This is a genomic window from Desulfatiferula olefinivorans, assembly GCF_054657895.1.
The window spans coordinates 88951-107688 of the sequence record NZ_BAAHXV010000006.1 but is presented as its reverse complement, the minus strand read 5'-3'; the positions used below and the strand labels follow the sequence as shown (position 1 = coordinate 107688).

Annotated in this window: 15 protein-coding genes, 1 tRNA gene and 1 riboswitch; of the genes, 6 read left to right on the top strand and 10 right to left on the bottom strand. The window is 58.0% G+C overall.

The window, feature by feature from the left end:
* Positions 1 to 73: 73 nt before the first annotated feature.
* Both ACYQ11_RS06775 and fusA read left to right on the top strand, forming a co-directional pair.
* Positions 74 to 643 carry a GerMN domain-containing protein gene (locus ACYQ11_RS06775; RefSeq protein WP_459923004.1) on the top strand — a complete coding sequence of 190 codons (570 nt, stop codon included), beginning with the start codon at positions 74 to 76 and terminating at the stop codon, positions 641 to 643.
* Between the two features lie 30 nt (positions 644 to 673).
* On the top strand, positions 674 to 2719 hold the full coding sequence (gene fusA / locus ACYQ11_RS06770; protein ID WP_459923003.1) for an elongation factor G: 2046 nt from the start codon (positions 674 to 676) through the stop codon (positions 2717 to 2719).
* Positions 2720 to 2727: 8 nt separating this feature from the next.
* On the opposite strand, the gene ACYQ11_RS06765 is transcribed toward fusA, so the two are convergent.
* A complete protein-coding gene (locus ACYQ11_RS06765; RefSeq protein WP_459923002.1) occupies positions 2728 to 3564 on the bottom strand; it encodes an HAD family hydrolase in 837 nt (278 codons plus the stop codon).
* A 267-nt stretch (positions 3565 to 3831) separates the two neighbouring features.
* Between ACYQ11_RS06765 and ACYQ11_RS06760 the strand changes: the two genes are divergently transcribed.
* Complete coding sequence (locus ACYQ11_RS06760) at positions 3832 to 5172, top strand: ATP-dependent 6-phosphofructokinase (RefSeq protein WP_459923001.1); 1341 nt, start codon at positions 3832 to 3834, stop codon at positions 5170 to 5172.
* Positions 5173 to 5250: 78 nt separating this feature from the next.
* Here the strand turns inward: ACYQ11_RS06760 and ACYQ11_RS06755 are convergent, their stop codons facing one another.
* Positions 5251 to 6738 carry a hypothetical protein gene (locus ACYQ11_RS06755; RefSeq protein WP_459923000.1) on the bottom strand — a complete coding sequence of 496 codons (1488 nt, stop codon included), beginning with the start codon at positions 6736 to 6738 and terminating at the stop codon, positions 5251 to 5253.
* A gap of 139 nt (positions 6739 to 6877) precedes the next feature.
* Between ACYQ11_RS06755 and larE the strand changes: the two genes are divergently transcribed.
* A complete protein-coding gene (gene larE / locus ACYQ11_RS06750) occupies positions 6878 to 7696 on the top strand; it encodes an ATP-dependent sacrificial sulfur transferase LarE (protein WP_459922999.1) in 819 nt (272 codons plus the stop codon).
* Between the two features lie 53 nt (positions 7697 to 7749).
* Here the strand turns inward: larE and ACYQ11_RS06745 are convergent, their stop codons facing one another.
* Both ACYQ11_RS06745 and ACYQ11_RS06740 read right to left on the bottom strand, forming a co-directional pair.
* Entirely contained in the window at positions 7750 to 8499 is a 750-nt protein-coding gene (locus ACYQ11_RS06745) for a tetratricopeptide repeat protein (RefSeq protein WP_459922998.1), read from the bottom strand.
* Between the two features lie 172 nt (positions 8500 to 8671).
* On the bottom strand, positions 8672 to 9445 hold the full coding sequence (locus ACYQ11_RS06740; protein ID WP_459922997.1) for an outer membrane lipoprotein-sorting protein: 774 nt from the start codon (positions 9443 to 9445) through the stop codon (positions 8672 to 8674).
* Positions 9446 to 9762: 317 nt separating this feature from the next.
* Positions 9763 to 9863, bottom strand: a riboswitch (cyclic di-GMP riboswitch).
* Positions 9864 to 10413: 550 nt separating this feature from the next.
* On the opposite strand from ACYQ11_RS06740, the gene ACYQ11_RS06735 reads away from it, so the two are divergent.
* Complete coding sequence (locus ACYQ11_RS06735; protein WP_459922996.1) at positions 10414 to 10824, top strand: PilZ domain-containing protein; 411 nt, start codon at positions 10414 to 10416, stop codon at positions 10822 to 10824.
* Between the two features lie 156 nt (positions 10825 to 10980).
* Here ACYQ11_RS06735 and ACYQ11_RS06730 read toward each other — a convergent pair whose 3' ends face one another.
* The 6 genes from ACYQ11_RS06730 to ACYQ11_RS06705 form a co-directional block, all read right to left on the bottom strand.
* Complete coding sequence (locus ACYQ11_RS06730) at positions 10981 to 11472, bottom strand: hypothetical protein (protein ID WP_459922995.1); 492 nt, start codon at positions 11470 to 11472, stop codon at positions 10981 to 10983.
* 96 nt (positions 11473 to 11568) lie between these two features.
* Positions 11569 to 14196: an alanine--tRNA ligase gene (alaS, locus tag ACYQ11_RS06725; protein WP_459922994.1), complete on the bottom strand. Its 2628-nt coding sequence runs from the start codon at positions 14194 to 14196 to the stop codon at positions 11569 to 11571.
* Between the two features lie 186 nt (positions 14197 to 14382).
* Complete coding sequence (gene recA, locus ACYQ11_RS06720) at positions 14383 to 15417, bottom strand: recombinase RecA (RefSeq protein ID WP_459922993.1); 1035 nt, start codon at positions 15415 to 15417, stop codon at positions 14383 to 14385.
* Positions 15418 to 15483: 66 nt separating this feature from the next.
* The gene (locus tag ACYQ11_RS06715) at positions 15484 to 15954 is read right to left on the bottom strand and encodes a phosphatidylglycerophosphatase A family protein (RefSeq protein WP_459922992.1); all 471 of its coding nucleotides are present in this window, start codon (positions 15952 to 15954) and stop codon (positions 15484 to 15486) included.
* A gap of 113 nt (positions 15955 to 16067) precedes the next feature.
* Complete coding sequence (larC, locus tag ACYQ11_RS06710; RefSeq protein WP_459922991.1) at positions 16068 to 17261, bottom strand: nickel pincer cofactor biosynthesis protein LarC; 1194 nt, start codon at positions 17259 to 17261, stop codon at positions 16068 to 16070.
* Positions 17261 to 18403: a M20/M25/M40 family metallo-hydrolase gene (locus tag ACYQ11_RS06705; protein WP_459922990.1), complete on the bottom strand. Its 1143-nt coding sequence runs from the start codon at positions 18401 to 18403 to the stop codon at positions 17261 to 17263. Before ACYQ11_RS06705 ends, larC begins: the two co-directional genes overlap by 1 nt.
* 173 nt (positions 18404 to 18576) lie before the next feature.
* On the opposite strand from ACYQ11_RS06705, the gene ACYQ11_RS06700 reads away from it, so the two are divergent.
* A tRNA-Sec gene (locus ACYQ11_RS06700) sits at positions 18577 to 18674 on the top strand.
* The last annotated feature ends 64 nt before the right edge of the window (positions 18675 to 18738 follow it).

The following is an 18738-nucleotide window of genomic DNA, read 5'->3' as shown; positions in this document are numbered from 1 at the left end:
CTAAATTTTCCTCGTTTTGAACGTGGATCAGGCGGCGGATCATGGCGATCGGCGATGAAAGCGGGTGCTTCCGATGACCGGAAAAACACGAAAAATTCTTGTGGTATCCGCTCTGGTTCCGGGTCTTGCCGCGGTGGTCCTTTTTTGGGTGCTTGCGACCAACGAGGCCCCCGTTCCGTCCGACAGCGTGGGGGCGGGTTCTGCACCGGACCTGCGCTATGCCGTCGAATCCCCGGTCTATCTGTATTTTCAGGACAGGCATCAGGATTTTCTGAGCCCGGAGGAGCGGCTGATCGTTCATCCCGGACATCCGGTGGACCATGCCGCAACCATTATCCGGCGGCTGATCGAGGGCCCCCGGCGGGACCGCGTGCCGACCCTGCCTTCAGACACCCGGCTTCGCACCCTGTTTATCCATGATCAGACGGCGTATGTGGACTTTTCCCGGGAAATCCGTGACCATCATCCCGGCGGGGTTCAGACCGAACATCTGACCATCGTCTCCATCGTCAATTCACTGGTTCTCAATGTCCCGGAGATCAAGCGGGTCAAGATCCTGATCGACGGACGCGAACGAGACACCCTTGCCGGACATATCGATATCCGTGGGCCCCTTGCCGCGAACATGCTGCTGGTCCGATAACATGACCGATCAACCCTATGGCGTGACATTATGAAACGAATCAAAACGGAGCAAATCAGAAACATCGGCATCATGGCCCACATCGATGCGGGTAAAACCACCGTGACCGAGCGTGTGCTGTACTATACGGGAAAATCCTACAAGCTGGGCGAAGTCCACGACGGCGAAGCGGTCATGGACTGGATGGCCGACGAGCAGGAACGGGGGATCACCATCACCTCGGCGGTCACCACCTGTGAGTGGAAGGACTGGCAGGTCCAGATCATCGACACTCCCGGCCATGTGGATTTCACCATTGAAGTCGAGCGGTCGCTGCGGGTACTCGACGGCGCCATCGGCGTGTTCTGCGCCGTGGGCGGCGTGGAGCCCCAGTCGGAAACGGTCTGGCGTCAGGCCGATAAATACCATGTGCCCCGCATCGCCTTCATCAACAAGATGGACCGCATCGGCGCCGATCATCTGAACGCCATCCAGATGATGCGTGACAAGCTCCATGCCCGGCCGCTGATCATGCAGATTCCGGTGGGTACCGAAGAAAAGTTCAAGGGGGTCGTGGATCTGATCCGGATGAAGCAGATCATCTGGGACGATGAAAGCCTGGGCGCCGCCTACACCCTGACGGATATTGATTCCGACCTGATTGACGAGGCGAACGACTACAGGGACCGGTTGATCGAGTCCGTGGCTGACCACGATGACCGGATCATGGAGGCGTATCTGGCCGAGGAGCCGGTGTCCATCGAGGATTTGATGGCCGCCGTCCGCAAGGCCGTCATCGACCTGAAGCTGGTGCCGGTGTTCTTCGGCAGCGCCTTGAAGAACAAGGGCATCCAGCCTCTGCTCGACGCCATCGGCGCCTTTCTGCCCAGCCCCTTAGACGTCCCGCCGCCCCACGGGGTTCATCCCGAAACCGGCGAGCCGGTGAATTTTGAGGTCAAAGACGGTGCCCCCCTGTCCGCCCTGATCTTCAAGGTATCGATGATCGAAGGGCGCAAGTTGTCTTTTGCCAGGGTATACAGCGGGAAACTGAAGGTGGGCGACGATCTGTACAATCCCGGTCTGAAACGCAAGGAAAAACTGGCCAGGATTCTGAAAATGCACGCCAACAAGCGCGAACGCATCGAAGAGGCGGGTGTGGGAAGTATCGTGGGGGTAGTGGGCCTCAAGGATTCATCCACCGGGGACACCCTGTGCAGCGCCGCCCATCCGATTCTGCTCGAACGCATGGAGTTCTACGAACCGGTGATTTCCATCGCCGTGGAACCCAAAACCGTCACCGATCAGGACAAGCTCCAGCAGGTTCTTGAAAAATTCGTCGCCGAGGATCCCACCCTCAAGGTCCGGGTGGACGAGGACACCGGTCAGACCCTTCTGTCCGGCATGGGTGAACTGCATCTGGAGATCATCATCAGCCGCATGCGCCGGGAGTTCAACACGGATGTCAATGTGGGCAAGCCCCAGGTCGTGTACCGCGAAACCATCGCCAGGCCCGCCGAATCCGTTGCGACCTTCGATCGCGATGTGGCCGGTCAGAAACACTTTGCCGAGGTGGCGGTGAAAATGATTCCCACAGACCGGGGCAGCGGTGTCAGCTTCCGGTCCGAGGTGGGTCCCGAACAGATTCCCGACGTCTACATTGCGTCCATTCGAAAGGGCATCATGGATTCCTTCGACAGCGGTTCCCTGATGGGCTATCCGGTGGTGGACGTGGAAGCGGTCCTGGTGGGCGGCTCGTTCAAGGAAGGTCTGGGATCGGATCTGGGCTTTACCGTCAGTGCGTCCATGGCGGCCCGGGAGGCCCTGGAAAAGGGCGACCCCTTTTTGCTGGAACCGATCATGGATGTGGAAATCTTCGTTCCCGACGCCTTCATGGGCGAGGTGATCGGCGATCTGAACAGCCGGGGCGGCAAAGTGGAATCCATCAGCCCCAAATCCGGCCTCCAGATGATCAACGCCTCGGTGGCCCTTTCACGGATGTTTGGTTATTCCACGGCCATCCGTTCGGCGACCCAGGGCCGGGGCACCTTTACCATGCAGTTCTCCCATTTTGACAAGGCGGCTTCGAAAAAAGGCTGAGACGCCCTTCAGGCCGTGAGCAGGGCCTCGATCGCTTCATAGACGCCGCCGCCGTCATTGGATGCCACCACCTGAAACCGTTCTTTCAGGGCCGCCGGGCTGTTGGCCGTTACAAAGGCCCGACCGGCCCAGGTCAGAAGATCCTCGTCGTTGAAATCATTGCCCACCGCCGCCGCGTCCCGGGGCAGGATTCCCAGCCTTCGGGCCAGCCAGTCGGCGGCTCGGCCTTTGGATACGCTCCGGGGAAAGATTTCGATCCACAGGCTTTTCCCGTCGAAGGGTGAGGCGCAGGTGATGATCGAGTACATGGAAAGGCGGCGGCGCAGGTCATCTATGATCGCCGCAGGCGAGACATCGGGGAGAATCACGATAAATTGGGACGCGGGCGGCAGGTCGGCCCGGCGCGAATCCAACGGCCGGTGGTAGCCCTGGTAATAATTCAGCCGGGTCAGAAAATCGGGGCCGGCATGCCCGGCGTGCCGGTAGCTGAACACATGGTTGTCCGGCATCGCATGCTGGAGCATGAAGTCCAGTTCAAGCTGATCGAGCACCGAGACAATGAATCGGGTATCCGACACGGTAAAACCGTCGGTTTTGAGGGTTCGGCCCTGGGGTTCCGGATACTTTGCCACCCCCAATCCCGTGGAAAAAATCAGGTAGTCCACGGGCAGGGGACTTGCAAGGGACCGCTGCAGGGAAAACAGGGACCGTCCCGTGGCCAGCACCCTGATCACGCCCATCCGTCCAAGGTGATCGAGTCTGGCAAGGGCCTTGTCGCAGGCCCGCCGATCGGATCGGAACAGGGTCCCGTCAAGGTCGGTGATAAACATTTTCATGGGGGCCATGCCGTGATCCTCCTTCGGTCAGGGTAAGCGCATGTTTCATATCCTTATGGTCAAACCATTCAACCACCCGGTCGCTGCGCTCCCCACAGGGCATGACCCATGGGTCGTGCGGGATAGACATGCGATGGTCCTGCTCCTTCGGTTGACGCCGCTGTTTTTTTTTCGTATCATTCCCCGCGATCATGACCGGGCCTGTCTATCACGTATCAGGAAACAGGGTCCGGATAAAAGGAAAAACATCAGGCCGGCCAGGCGGAAAGCGGGATCATGGAATTTGAACATGTGGACACGGGCATCGAGTCGCTGGGCGACGCTAAAATCGATTCACCGTTCATGCGTGATGAACACAGCCTCGATCATTCGAGTTTCGTGGATGATTCCATGCGGGTGCTGCTCGACGTCAATGAAAAAAATCTGTATCGGATGCTCGAAGGGGGCCGAAAACCGCCGGCCTTTGAAATCGCCGGGCCCCGAAAGAAAATCTATTTCGATTCCAGCAAGCTCAGGTGCGCTCTGGTCACCTGCGGCGGCCTCTGTCCCGGCCTGAACGATATCATCCGTGCGGTGGTGCTTGAGCTGGTCCATCGCTACGGGGTCAAGCATATTTACGGGATCAAGTACGGGCTCCAGGGTTTTATTCCCGAATACGGCCATGATCTGGTGGATCTTTCGCCTGAATCGGTGGTGCGGATCCTCGAACGGGGCGGATCCATCCTGGGATCATCCCGGGGGCCCCAGGATGTCGACGCCATTGTGGATTCGCTGGAACGCATGAACATCGGCATCGTGTTCATGATCGGCGGGGACGGGACCATGATGGCCGCCACCCGGATCCATGAAACGATCCGTCGCCGGAATCTCAAGATCAGCGTGATCGGCATTCCCAAAACCATTGACAACGACATCTATCTGGTGGCCCGGTCTTTTGGATTCGACACGGCGGTGGAAATCGCCACCCAGGCTATCCGGGGGGCCCACAACGAGGCCGAAGGCTATCCTTACGGTATCGGACTGATCAAGCTGATGGGCCGCCATTCCGGTTTTCTGGCCGCCACGGCGGCCCTGGCCCAGCAGGATGTCAATTTTGTCCTGATTCCCGAAGTCGATTTCGATCTGGACGGCGACAAGGGCCTTCTGGCCTGTCTGGAACGCCGACTGAAAGAGCGGAAACATGCCGTGATCCTGGTGGCCGAGGGGGCCGGGCAGAAATTCTTTGGTGAGGAGCGAACCGAACATGATCCGTCGGGCAACGTGAAGCTCAAGGACATCGGTCTTTATCTGAAAGATCGGATCATTGATTACTTTAAAGAGAAAGAGCTGCCGATTGCTCTCAAGTACATCGATCCCAGTTACATCATCCGGAGCCTTCCGGCGAACGCCAACGACCATGTGTTCTGCAGTTTCCTTGGACGGGATGCCGTTCACGCCGGTATGGCGGGCAAGACCAACATGCTGATCGGTCACTGGAACAATCATTTCGTCCATGTGCCCATGAAATCTTCGGCGGGCCGCCGAAAACAGGTGTCGCCCCAGGGCAAACTCTGGGTGTCGGTTCTGGAGGCCACGGGGCAGAGTTCCCTTACGAATGCAGCGACAAAGGTTCGGTGATGTGTTTTATCGTGCCGAAAACAAAAGGCCCTCACCGCAGATGGCGGTGAGGGCCTTTTGTTTTTATAACGGGTGTGTCTATCGGCCGTAGGCGTTCATGATGGCCTTGACCGCTGCGATTTCACGGTTGGCACGGCCGGCCTCATCGGGCGTGGACGCGCATTCCAAAGCCTTGTTCAGCAGGCAGAGCTTGCTTTCGAAATCAGGCGTTCCGGTTTCATTCTTCAAAGCGAGGGCCTCGCTCATGTAATGGGAGAACAAGAGGGGCAGTACATCGGATTTGGTGTAGACATCCTTGGCCTCGGCCGGAACCTGGGTGCCGGGGATGGCGGCGATCAGCGTTTTTCCCGTGGGGGCGAAGGCGCCCTGGTACACGAGGGTGGCGCCGTGTTTGGCCTTGACGTAGTAGTTGGCCGTGTTGCCCCGGCTCAACAGAAGCAGGACCACCGCAAGCACCGCCACGCAGGCGGCGACGGCTTTGACGTTGATTGCGGGTTTGGCGGCCTTGACATTGTCAATGACGTTGACCGTCGTGGTCACGGCGGCCTGTTTCATGTCGGCCGCCGCGCTTGACTGGGCTTCCGCCTGTTTTTTCGCTTCTTCCTCGGCCTTTTTGCGTGCTTCCTCTTCGGCTTTCTTTTTGGCCTCTTCCTCGGCCTTTTTGCGTGCTTCCTCTTCGGCTTTCTTTTTGGCCTCTTCCTCGGCCTTCTTGCGCGCTTCCTCTTCGGCTTTCTTTTTGGCCTCTTCCTCAGCCTTTTTGCGTGCTTCCTCTTCGGCTTTCTTTTTGGCCTCTTCCTCAGCCTTTTTGCGTGCTTCCTCTTCGGCTTTCTTCTTGGCTTCTTCCTCGGCCTTTTTGCGCGCTTCCTCTTCGGCTTTCTTTTTGGCCTCTTCCTCGGCCTTCTTGCGCGCTTCCTCTTCGGCTTTCTTCTTGGCCTCTTCCTCGGCCTTCTTGCGCGCTTCCTCTTCGGCTTTCTTCTTGGCTTCTTCCTCAGCCTTTTTGCGTGCTTCCTCTTCGGCTTTTTTCTTGGCTTCTTCCTCAGCCTTTTTGCGTGCTTCCTCTTCGGCTTTCTTCTTGGCCTCTTCCTCGGCCTTTTTGCGTGCTTCCTCTTCGGCTTTCTTTTTGGCCTCTTCCTCGGCCTTTTTGCGCGCTTCCTCTTCGGCTTTTTTCTTGGCTTCTTCCTCGGCCTTCTTGCGCGCTTCCTCTTCAGCTTTCTTCTTGGCTTCTTCCTCAGCCTTTTTGCGTGCTTCCTCTTCGGCTTTCTTCTTGGCCTCTTCCTCGGCCTTCTTGCGCGCTTCCTCTTCGGCTTTCTTTTTGGCTTCGTCCTCAGCCTTCTTTTTTGCCTCGTCGTCAGCTTTCTTTTTTGCGGCGTCCGCGGCTTTTTTCGCCTCGGTGTCGGCCGCGATCATGGCGTCTTTCTGAGCAGCATCATCGGCGGGTTTGACGTCCTCGGTCTTGGGTGCCGGAGCGGCTTTGCCTGCCGTGGATTTTTTCGTGGTTTTTTTTGCGGCGGCTTTTTTGGGGGTTGATTCCTTCTTCGTCGATTTGCTTTTCTTTTCCTTGGCCATGTGAATCCCCTTTGAACTTATATTGAATTTAGCTTAAGATGCGTAAACTGACTATCTATCCTAAAGGCTGATCGCCAACACATATATAATGTTGCAGGGCGATTGTAAACCATTTTTGAAAGAAAATTAGGCCTAACTAATGAAAAATAATCATCTTTCCGGAAAGCTGGACAGGCTGACATCCATCCTGGCCGAAGGCGGTCCCCTGACCGTGGCGTTTTCCGGAGGGGTGGACAGCACCTTTCTTTTGTCTGTGGCGGCGACCCTCCCCGGGATCCGTGCCCAGGCCATCATCGCTAAAACCCCGTTACTATCAGGGGTTGAGGAACAAGAAGCCCTGTCGTTTGTCAACGACCGACAGATTCCCTTTCATGTGGTCTCTCCGGATGTGATGGCGGTGCGCGGGTTTGTCGAAAACGGGAAGGACCGGTGCTATGCCTGCAAACGGTGCCTGTTTTCCGCCATCATCGAACGGGCCGCCGAGACGGGGCGGCCACGGGTGGTCCACGGGGCCAACCGGGATGACGCCCGTGACTATCGTCCCGGCATGAAAGCCGCGTCGGAACTGGGCGTCGAAAGCCCTCTGGCCGAAGCCGGATTTTTCAAGACGGATATCCGTGAGGCCTCCCGCCGTTTGGGGCTGCCCTCGGCAGACAAACCGGCCATGGCCTGCCTGGCCACCCGGATTCCCTACGGCGAGGCGGTGACGGTTGAAAAATTGCGGACGGTGGAGCAGGCGGAAACGGTGCTCCGAAACGCGGGGTTTGTCGGGGCACGGGCCAGGCATCACGGCCCCCAGGTGCGGATCGAAATTTTATCGGAAGATTTTGGGCGTATGCTTTCGACGGGGGTCAGAACACGGCTGGCTGGGGAACTCAGAGCCCTGGGGTTTACCTATGTGTCGCTGGACCTCGACGGATACGCCCAGGGAAGCATGAATCGGCTGATCGACGTGTGACCGGTCCCATGCCCGCCCTTGCGGCGTCGGGCATGGGACCGATTGGTTTGGTATCAGAGTTTGGCCAGAAGGTTTTCCCGGTACTGCGTGAAGAAGGGGTTGTCGCTGTTCAGGCGGGCCAGGATCTGCCGGGCCTCTTCCTTGTTTTCCTTGCCTCCCAGATCGATCAGAAGTTCGGAGATGTAGACGATGCCTTCGGGGTCTTTGCCGAAGAACGGGGTGGCCTGGTATTGTCTGTAATATTCCAGGGCTTTCTTTTTCTTGGCCAGGGGCCAGGGAAGCACCGACCAGAACCGGCCGATGCCCACAAGGGCGCCGCCGTTTTCGTAATCCGGATTGAGTTCGAGCACCTTTTCAAAGCTGGTCTGGGTCTTGTCCTTCAAGCCTTCCTTGAGGGCCGTGATGATGCTGACGCCGTCCGCATAGACCCCGACATTCAGGGCATAGTAGTAATACCCGTCCGGATGATCGGGCTTGAGATCGATGGCTTTCTGTGCATACGTCATGCCTTCTTTACCGATTTGGGCGCAAATGTCTTTCCAGCCGTCCACACCGGCCTGCTGGGCGGTGATCGCGTAGTAACGAAGGGATCGTGCGCATTTCCATGTGGCCTCGAAATGGTCCGGTTCAGCGGCAAGAACCTCTTTGTAGAGATCGACCGAAGCCTTATAATCGGCCAGGTTGCCGTTTTTGTAGGTGAACAGGGCATCGGCCCGGCTCATCAGTTCGGCCGTATCGGCGAAAACCGAACCGCCGGTCAAAAGGGTCAGGGACATCAGGCAGAAAAGAATCGTTTTTTTCACAAAAAACCTCCATGGGTAAAGGCTGAATGGTGTGCGCAGCGAAACATCCGAGGCTCTTCCGTTCCGCCCGGGTGATCTCGGCCGCGGTTTGCGGGGCTGAACACGGCAGTGAAACCGGATCACCGTTCATTTATCATACCGGGTTATTTTTTCAATGCTTTTATGGCAAGGATCAGAGCCCCTTTTCCAGGCGGCGGACCGTGAACATGTCGCCTTCGAGGTTCTGATTGAATTTGACCCCGCTGATGGTGATGTCCGTTTTGTGGAGCACCTCGTCGGCCCGGCGCTTGATCACCTTGATGCTCAGGCTGACCCAGATCCCGTCGATGACCTGCATGTCGTCGAAGTCGATGAGTTTGACGGCGTCGCCGTCGTTGGTCCAGGCCTTGATCCGGGAGATCATCAGGTTGTCCTGCCGGACGGCGAGGATGGATTTGGTGTAGCCCGTCTCGTCAATGACGGCATCGGACCTTGGGTCGGCCTGGATCAGCCAGCATCGTTGCCCCTTGAGGTCGATTTCCTTGAGCAGGGTGAAATCGTAGTCGGCAAGTTCCAGGGATCCCATGTCGGAATAGTTCAGATCCGACCCCATGAAGCTGCCGTCCTTGTCGCTGGAGGCGATGCGTTTGGATTTGCCCAGAGAGGGGAGGTAGAGGAACTGATCGTCGTCTTTGTCGGGGTCGTCGTAATCCAGGGTGAGAAAACCCGTGTCTTTGACGTTGGGCGGGTCGACGATGAACATGATGGTGTGTTTGTCCTTGCCCTGATCCTTGGAGAAAATCTTGAAATGCTTGGTCCTTTGGTCGTTGTTTTTGTCGATCAGGACCATCAGCATGTCGCTGGTGCGGTTGTCCCCGTCGTTCCGCGCGTCGACCCGCTGCATGATGTCCCGGGCCTTGGGGTCATCGGCGGCCGAAGCGGGTGCACTAAACGCAATCAGAGCCAAACATACCAGCCATCTTGTGAGCCTCTTTCCATACATGACGAACCTCCCCTATCGGTGTCTCTGTCGTGTGTCGTTGTCGTGTGAGGGCCTTTGTGAACGCGATCGGAAACGATGGAAAAAGGATTAGGTCGGTTGACCCTGAATGTCAAGGCCAAAAAAAACCGGGCCCGCATGTCGTGCGGACCCGGATGGGTTTCAAGCTAAGGCAGCCCTGCTACCATGTCTTTATACACTTTCCAGGATTTACTAACTATTTTTTCGAGATTGTTATGTTGGTTTTTGTGATATCATTCCGGCGTGTCCACGGGATGATTCACATGGCCATCTCTACTTAAATTAAACCCGAATTATAATGTTATAAAGGTTTAGGCCAGTGGCTTTGCGTCCCATCCTTTCGGGTGGTTTGCTTTTAGCTTGATTTCAGTATAGGGAGCTTCGGGTGTGAAATCAAGGGGAAATTATCAAGCAAACTTAGTTCGTTTCAAGGTATGGGGCAATGCCCTTTAATCATAGTTTAATCATCTGAATTTATGTGATTTTTATTGTTATGACACGGGCGTCCCGGCGGGCGGTGTTCAGGCCGTTTTCAGGGGCGTTTGTTTGACGCCCGGGTGATCCCTGGAAGGTAAAAGACGGGTTGAGCGGGTGTGAAAACATCTACCCAGGTCCGGTCGTTCCGACCATGCTGCCTGTGAAATAGATCACCCATGAACGTGGCCGAAATCAGGTTCTGGAGATGCCGGGGGCATCGGATACGGCAGGGCCGGTGGGGCTTGCGGGTGTTTTCTGGGGAAGAGCGCGGGTTTTTATGTGAGTGGTATAAAAATTGCTTCGCTTTCAGGCATACACCGATGACCGATGAATCGTTAAACGGTCCCGCCATGGGGGCATAAAAATCTTTTCATTTGTCATCCGGTTTGCTAAAGAATCATAACACATTGGGTGCGCGCAAGGGATTCACAGGGGTTATGGACAGTTCATCAGAAAAAAACGAACGCCGCAGGCACACACGCTACCGGGTCAGGGAAGGGGCTTATGCCGCCCTGAGTCCCGATTTCGGCAAAATGGGTCAGATTATCGATATCAGCCGCGGCGGACTGTGTTTCCGGTACATTGCCTCACTGGATCATCAGGCCAGGGAGGATTGCGTGGAGTCCCATGTCTTTGTCGGCGACGAGGGGATTTACTTGGAAAAGATGCCCAACCACCTGGTCGAAGATGTTGCCGTCGAAGATGACGATGTGCCCAGCTCCATCATGATGAGCCCCCGGGCCATGCGGGTGGTTCGCCAGCGGCGGGTCCGATTCGGCGAGCTCAACGGCAATCAGGCGGCCCAGCTCGACTATTTCATCATGAACCGCACCACCGGGCGCGTCTGACGCCGCACCGTTTTCCGCTACCCCTTACCCTCTCCGTATTTTTTTAAAAGGAACGACGACCGGGGCCCCTTCGGGTGATCGTTCCGTGCGTCATGCACCCGGCCCAATCATGATGGGCTCGTATAATGTGGATCGTGTCGGGCCCTGTTCTGTTTTTTAAAATGAGTATCCCGCAGTAATACCAGGTCTAATTCCGATAAATCGTTCAGTTCGTAAAGCTGTGGTATTTGATAATTCTTCCTGACCATAGGCTATGGCAAGGCTCAAAGAGAGATCCCATCCACTCCCCCAACGCCAACGATAGCCGCCCCCAAAACCTCCTTCTGTGTTTGTTTGCTCCGTATATTTGATGCCGTCTTTCGTTTCATCATCCGTTAAATCCCATTTGGAAAAATACCCGCCAATAAACCATGAATGCTTTGGTACTGAAAAATAATATTTAAGCCCCACACATTCTGGAATACCAAAAGACAAAGCAACGTTGCGATATTGTATTTCCGCTCCAACCAAACCCGTGAATGCCGATAAGCCAATGCGCGGTCCTATGAACCAATTTTCTTGATCAGATATCTGATTTGCCGCGGCATCGTGAATGGTACAAAAAAAGATACAATGAAATACAAATAAATATACTAAAATGTTGCGCATGAATGATGATCCTTTGTGCAAATGAACGTGCCCTGGAACGGGACGGGTATCGCCCCCAAAGCAAGCATCCATGGCAGGGGCGGGGCGTCAGGCGGATCAGGCGCCGGCGATCAGGTCGCAGACCGCCGCAAGGGCCTCGTCCAGGCATTCGGGCTTGGAGCCGCCGGCCTGGGCCATGTCCGGGCGGCCGCCGCCGCCGCCGCCGACCATGGCGGCGGTTTTTTTGATCAGATCCCCGGCCTTGAAGCGGTCGGTCAGGTCCTTGGTCACCATGGCGATCAAAAGGGCCTTGCCGCCGGATTCGGCGCCCAGAAAGACGATGCCCGACTGGAGTTTGTCTTTGAAGCGGTCGGCCAGGTCCCGGAGCTGGGCCGGATTTTCCACACTGACCTTCTGGACCACCACCCGGACTCCGGCCACGGTTTTAATCATGTCGTCCAGGTTTTCCGCGGCCTTGCCGGCCATGGCGCTTTTGATCTTGTCGAGTTCCTTTTCCAGCTTGCGGCTGTCTGTGAGCAGTTTGTCCACCCGCTCGGGAAGCTGGTCGGCATTGGACTTGAGGGTCGAGGCCGCCCTGCTCAGAAGGCCGAAGGTGTGCTGGACATGGTCAAGGGCCGCAGAGCCGGTCAACGCTTCGATCCGGCGGACACCGGCGGCGATGCCCGCGTCGCTGATGATCTTGAACAGGCCGATGTCGCCGGTCCGTCCCGTATGCGTTCCCCCGCAGAATTCCTTGCTGAAATCCCCCATGGACACCACCCGGACCCGGTCGCCGTATTTTTCTTCGAACAGGGCGGTGGCGCCGGTTTTCAGGGCGTCGTCCGCATCCATTTCCTCGGTGGCCACAGGACTGTTTTGCCGGATTTCCGTGTTGACGAAGCGTTCGATCTCATCGAGGTCGGCCCGGGAAACCGGTGAGAAATGGGTGAAGTCGAAACGCAGGCGGTCCGGCGAAACCAGGGATCCGGCCTGTTTGACATGGGGGCCGAGCACCGTGCGCAGGGCGGTGTGCAGGATATGGGTGGCCGTGTGGTTGATGGCGGTCTGCCGGCGCTTGTCGCCGTCCACGGTCAGAATGACGGCATCCCCTTTTTTTACCGTGCCGCGTGTCACCCGGCAGGCATGGATGAACAGGCCCGTGGGATCCTTGAGGGTGTTTTCGACCTCAAGGGTGAAACCTTCCCCTTTGATGGTGCCGCGGTCGCCCACCTGGCCGCCGGATTCGCCGTAGAACGGCGTCTTTGCCGTCACCACATCCACGGTGTCGCCTTCCCGGACGTCGGCTTTGTCGTGGCCGTCCACGGCAAGCACCAGGATTTCGGACCGGGTTTCCAGAGTGTCGTAACCCGTGAACTCGGTTTTGATGCCCTGGGCCGACAGGGTTTTGAAGGCTTCACCCATTTTGGAGAAACTGATGTCCGCCCGGGATTTTTCCCGCTGCTCGGCCATGGCCCGGTTGAATCCGTCCATATCGAGGTCGACGGCCTGGCCCTTGACCACGTCCCTGATGATGTCCACGGGAAAGCCGAAGGTGTCGTACAGTTTGAAAATCACGTCGCCGGTGATGGTGGTCCGCCCGTTTTTGTCCATCTCGGCCAGTTCTTCGCTGAGCAGGCGGAGGCCGTTGTCCAGGGTGACGGAGAAGCTCTGTTCCTCGTTTTTGATCACGTTGGTGATGAAGGCGGCGTTTTCCGTCAGATCGGGGTAGGCGTCCTGCATGACGGCAAACACGGCCCGGGCCGTTTCGTGAAGAAAGGGGCGGGAGAGTCCGATGTAGCGTCCGTAGCGGATGGCCCGTCGCATGATGCGGCGCAGCACGTAGCCCCGTCCTTCGTTTGAGGGCAGAATGCCGTCGCCGATCAGGAAGGCGGCGGCCCGGCTGTGGTCGGCGATGACCTTCATGGCCACGGCCGTCTGCTCGGATTCGTGGAGTTTGCGGCCCGACAGTTCTTCGACCTTGCGGATGATGGGAATGAACAGGTCCGTGTCGTAGTTGGTGTCGGCGTTCTGCATGATCGACAAAATCCGTTCGAGGCCCATGCCCGTGTCGATGCTGGGCTTGGGCAGCGGCGTCAGCTCGCCCTTTTCGCTTCTTTCGAACTGCATGAACACCAGGTTCCAGATTTCGAGAAAGCGGTCGCAGTCACAGCCCACGGCGCAGTCGGGTTTTCCGCAGCCGTGTTTTTCGCCGCGGTCGATGTGGATTTCCGTGCAGGGCCCGCAGGGGCCGGTGTCGCCCATGGCCCAGAAGTTGTCCTTTTCCCCCAGACGGATGATCCGGTCCGCCGGAACGCCGATTTTGTTGTGCCAGATGTTAAAGGCTTCGTCGTCATCCAAGTAGATGGACACCCAGAGTTTGTCAACGGGCAGCTTGTATCCGTTGGTCAACAGGTCCCAGGCAAAGGCGATGGCCTGATCCTTGAAATAATCGCCGAAGGAGAAGTTGCCCAGCATTTCGAAGAAGGTATGATGACGGGCCGTGTACCCGACGTTTTCCAAATCGTTGTGCTTGCCTCCGGCCCGGACGCATTTCTGGGCGGTGACCGCCGTCTGGTATTCCCGTTTTTCCTCGCCGATGAAGGTCCGTTTGAACTGAACCATCCCGGCGTTGACGAACAGGAGGGTGGGGTCATCGGAGGGGACCAGGGAGGAGCTCCTCACATGGCGGTGGTTGTGCTTTTTGAAATAATCCAGAAACAGTGCGCGTGCTTCGTTGCCGGTCATGGTGTACTCCGTGTCATGAATAAGACGAAAACAGCCGGAACAGGCATCATCACCTGTCCCGGCATGGGTTGACGGCGTCGCATTATGTCCGATTCTGTGTTGCGTCTCATCTTTGGGGAGTCGCACACCTTGATCTCGAACATGTTGCAAGGCTTTCTAAACATATCTATCTTAAGGGCGGACCGGTCAGGCTTCCGCGACCGCCTTACTGTCTTTTTTATCCGCAGCGGCAATGCCTGCCGCCTCTCTCAGCTTCTGATAAATGTCCTCGTAGACGGCGCTGTTGTCCGCCAGGAATTTCTTGGCATTCTCCCGGCCCTGGCCGATGCGTTCGCCGTTGTAGGAATACCAGGCCCCGCTTTTTTCGACCAGATTGGCCTCGACCCCCAGATCCAGCACTTCGCCGGTTTTGGAGATGCCTTCGCCGTACATCATGTCGAATTCGGCTTCCCGGAACGGGGGGGCCATCTTGTTCTTGACCACCTTGACCTTGACCCGGCTGCCGGTGGCCTCGGTGCCTTCCTTGATGGCGGTGCTGCGCCGGATTTCCAGGCGGACCGAGGCGTAGAACTTGAGGGCGTTGCCGCCGGTGGTGGTTTCGGGGTTGCCGAAGACAACGCCGATTTTCATGCGGATCTGGTTGATGAAGATCACCGTGGTGTTGGTCCGGCCGATGGTGGCCGTGAGTTTACGAAGGGCCTGGGACATCAGGCGCGCCTGGAGTCCCATGTGGGCGTCGCCCATTTCCCCCTCGATTTCCGCCCGGGGAACCAGGGCCGCCACGGAGTCGATGACCAGAATGTCGATGGCCCCGCTGCGGACAAGCATGTCGGCGATTTCGAGGGCCTGCTCGCCGGTGTCGGGCTGGGACACCAGAAGCTCGTCGCAGTTGACGCCCAGCCGTTTGGCGTAGCTGACGTCCAGGGCGTGCTCCGCGTCGATGAAGGCCGCGATGCCGCCTTTTTTCTGGGCTTCGGCCACGGCATGGAGGGTCAGGGTGGTTTTACCGGAGGATTCCGGCCCGTAGATTTCGATGACGCGGCCCCGGGGCAGGCCGCCGATGCCAAGGGCCTTGTCGAGGGCAATGGATCCGGTTGAAATCACAGGAACCGCGGCCACTTCACGGTCTCCGAGCTTCATGATCGAGCCCTTGCCGAACTGCCGTTCGATCTGGCTCATGGCGGATTCAACCGCTTTTTCCCTGTCGATGTTCTTGCTCATATCATCCTCCAAGCGTCATGGGTGAACCCCGTGTTGGTCATGTGAAAAAGGTGTATACGATGTTTGTCAGAAAACGGCAAGCAGCACCCTCAAAACGATGTGGGCCATGATGCCGGCGGCCACGTCGTCGAGCACCACGCCGGCCCCTCCGGGGAGGGTGTCTTCGAGATACCGCACCGGAAAAGGTTTCCAGATGTCGAACAGCCGGAACAGCAGAAAGCCCAGGATCACCGACGGCAGGGAAAATCCGATGCCGGCCGTGGTCACCAGAAAGCCTGCGATCTCGTCGATGACCACGCATCCGGGGTCGTCCGCGTTCAGGATGGCCACGGCCCGGTCCGCCACAACGACGGCCAGGATGATCAGTGCGATAACCGACAGGCAGATGACCGGCCAGAGGGCGGGGGTGTCGAAAAAGGACAACAGCCCGTAAAGGGGAATCCCCACCAGCGTCCCGACGGTTCCGGGGGCCGTTTTCGCCCGTCCGGCTCCGCCCCCCGTGGCGATGAACATGATGTGTTTGTCGGTTATTTTCATGAGTGTTCTTTATAGTCTGACCGGGTCAATGTCAAGTTCGTTCATGACATGATCCGGATGGGTGTGCTTCCACTCCCGGAAACGATTCCGGGGGTGACGTCTCAGGACGGTCTCTACCGGTCATCATCCTTATTATCGCCGTTTCCGCTGCTGCGGATCACCTCTTCGTAGATCCGGTACAGGGGGATGTTCCGTTCGCGGGCCAGGGCCTTGCACGATTCGTATTCGGGGGTGAAATGGACCGAACCGTCGGGCCGGGTGATCACCTTGACCTGAACGTCGCCGAACCGGGTCGTGACGCTTGCCGCCTTCCGGTGAAGGACGGTGCGCCGGACGGGGTAGTAACGGACGCCGGTGCTGCTGGTTTCCGTGAGGATCCGCCGGGTCAGGATGTCCCGCCCTTCGCTCCGGCACAGCACGGTCAGCACCGTGCCGGGCCGGTTTTTTTTCATGAACACCGGCTGGAGGGTCACGTCCAGAGCGCCGTCTTCGAACAGGCGCTCCATGACGAAGCCGTAAAGTTCGGGATTCATGTCGTCGATGGTGCTTTCAAGCACGATAACGCCGCCCTCGTCGGCGGGGGGTGCGGTATCGTTTACGGTGCCCGCGATGATCCGAAGCAGGTTCGGGCGGTCGTCACGGTGTCGCTTGCCCGATCCGTAGGCGCTCCGGTTGACGGTCATGGCCGGAAGGGGGCCGAAGGACCCGCACAGGGTTTTGATGATGGCCGCCCCCGTGGGCGTGACCAGCTCCATCCGGGTATCGGTCCCGTAGACCGGGACGCCTTTGAGAATTTCGGCGGTGGCCGGCGCGGGTACGGGAATGACCCCGTGTGCGCAGGCGGTGAACCCCGATCCCAGGGGCAGGGGCGAGGCATGGACGCTTCGGACATCCATGTATTCCATGCAAAGGGCCGTGCCCACCATGTCGACCAGGGCGTCGATGCCGCCCACCTCATGAAAATGCACCCTGTCTTTGGGGCAGCCGTGGATACGGGATTCGGCCGCAGCGATTTTTTCGAACATGGACAGGCTCAGGGCCTTGACATAGTCCGACAGGGGCGAGGATTCGACCCGGTTTCGGATGGTCCGGTAATCCATGGGGTGGGTTTTGCCGGTCTCGTGGACAAAGAGGTTCGTGGCCTGGATGCCGTGGCGGCTGACCCCCTCGGTGGTGATGTCGAAGCCCTCAAGGGGCAGCCGGGCCAGTTCGTGGACAAGATAGGACACCGGTACCCCCAGGTCCACGAAGGCCCCCAGGGTCATGTCGCCGCTGATACCGGAAAAACAGTCGAAATAAAGGTCCATCAAAGATCTCCGGCGTGTCTTCGGACGCAGGCAAGTAACAGGGCCGCCGTGTTGACCATGTCATCTAAGGCGATGCATTCTTCGAGGGTGTGGGCCGCCGTCATGCCGGTGCCCAGAACGCCGGTGACGATGCCCATGCCCGAAAAGATGTTGGCGTCGGCACCGCCCCCGCTGGTGACGGTCTTGAGCTCGATCCCCAGATCCCGGGCCGCGTCCATGGCCAGTCGGATCACCGGGTGGTCGTCGGGAATGTGGGTGCCGGGAAAGTCCAGATGGGTGGTCATGGCAAAGGTCGGGCGGCCGGGAACAGGCGATGTCCGGGCGGCGCCTTCGATGACCCGCTCAAACGACTGCCGGATGTCTTCGATGATTCCGTCCATTTTTTCTTTGCTGTGACTGCGGACCTCGCCCACGATCACGGCCTCTTCAGCCACGATGTTGGTGGCCACCCCGCCCGTGATCGTGCCCACGTTGCAGGTGGTTTCATAATCGATTCGGCCCCAGGGCAGATCGGCCAGGGCCCGGGACATCAGAAGGATGGCGCTCACGCCTTTTTCCGGTTCGGCCCCGGCATGGGCCGCCTTGCCGGTGACCCGGATGTCGAAATGGGTGGACCAGGGGGCACGGGTGACGATGGCCTTGCGGTCCGTGGCGTCTAAAATGTATCCGAAACGGGACGCGATGAGGCTGAGATCGATATGCTTGGCACCCAGAAGGCCGATTTCCTCGCAAATCGTGAACACCACCTCCAGGGGGCCGTGGGGCAGATTGTTTTCCCGGATCACGTGGAGGACTTCGAGGATGATGGCCAGGGCGCTCTTGTCGTCGGCTCCCAAAATGGTGTTGCCCTGGCTGCGGAAGATGCCGTTTTCAAAGCCGGGGACCACGCCCCGTCCCGGCTCCACCGTATCCATGTGTCCGCAGAGCATCATGGGCGGGACGTCGACCGTCCCCGGAAATCGGGCCACCAGGTTGCCCGTGTTTCCGCCGACGGCCGCACCGGCGTCGTCGACGGCAAGGGTCGCCCCCAGGTCCGTCAGCATGGTCTGGAGATGGTCTGCGATCTGTTTTTCTTCCCGGGACACGCTGTCGATTCTGACAAGGTCGGTGAAAAAGCGGGAAAGCCTCTCTGGGTTGATCATGGGTATGCCCTCGGCCTGATAAATGGTGTGTGTCGATCCCTGCGGGTCGTCTCGCAGGCCACACACCATACCCCGGAACCGCCCGGAGATTCAATCGAAAAAAAAGGGCAGCCGGTGCAAAGGGGTTGACAAACCCCCCGATTTTATTTATTTACGGGGTTCTTCCGTACCATGGAAGCACGCAGCGTTCTGGTGATGCTCCCGGACTTCAAATCCGGTGTGGGGCGCTAATCACGTCCCGGGTGGGTTCGATTCCCATGTGCTTCCGCCATTTTTTCCCCATTGTGTAAGCACTATGTAAGCAAATTTCATCATTTTAATTTAATCCCCCACCG

Coding starts and splice junctions, on each gene's coding strand:
- ACYQ11_RS06775 (WP_459923004.1), top strand. CDS start 74: ATGACCGGAAAAACACGAAAAATTCTTGTGGTATCCGCTCTGGTTCCG.
- fusA (WP_459923003.1), top strand. CDS start 674: ATGAAACGAATCAAAACGGAGCAAATCAGAAACATCGGCATCATGGCC.
- ACYQ11_RS06765 (WP_459923002.1), bottom strand. CDS start 3,564: ATGGCCCCCATGAAAATGTTTATCACCGACCTTGACGGGACCCTGTTC.
- ACYQ11_RS06760 (WP_459923001.1), top strand. CDS start 3,832: ATGGAATTTGAACATGTGGACACGGGCATCGAGTCGCTGGGCGACGCT.
- ACYQ11_RS06755 (WP_459923000.1), bottom strand. CDS start 6,738: ATGGCCAAGGAAAAGAAAAGCAAATCGACGAAGAAGGAATCAACCCCC.
- larE (WP_459922999.1), top strand. CDS start 6,878: ATGAAAAATAATCATCTTTCCGGAAAGCTGGACAGGCTGACATCCATC.
- ACYQ11_RS06735 (WP_459922996.1), top strand. CDS start 10,414: ATGGACAGTTCATCAGAAAAAAACGAACGCCGCAGGCACACACGCTAC.
- ACYQ11_RS06730 (WP_459922995.1), bottom strand. CDS start 11,472: ATGCGCAACATTTTAGTATATTTATTTGTATTTCATTGTATCTTTTTT.
- alaS (WP_459922994.1), bottom strand. CDS start 14,196: ATGACCGGCAACGAAGCACGCGCACTGTTTCTGGATTATTTCAAAAAG.
- recA (WP_459922993.1), bottom strand. CDS start 15,417: ATGAGCAAGAACATCGACAGGGAAAAAGCGGTTGAATCCGCCATGAGC.
- ACYQ11_RS06715 (WP_459922992.1), bottom strand. CDS start 15,954: ATGAAAATAACCGACAAACACATCATGTTCATCGCCACGGGGGGCGGA.
- larC (WP_459922991.1), bottom strand. CDS start 17,261: ATGGACCTTTATTTCGACTGTTTTTCCGGTATCAGCGGCGACATGACC.
- ACYQ11_RS06705 (WP_459922990.1), bottom strand. CDS start 18,403: ATGATCAACCCAGAGAGGCTTTCCCGCTTTTTCACCGACCTTGTCAGA.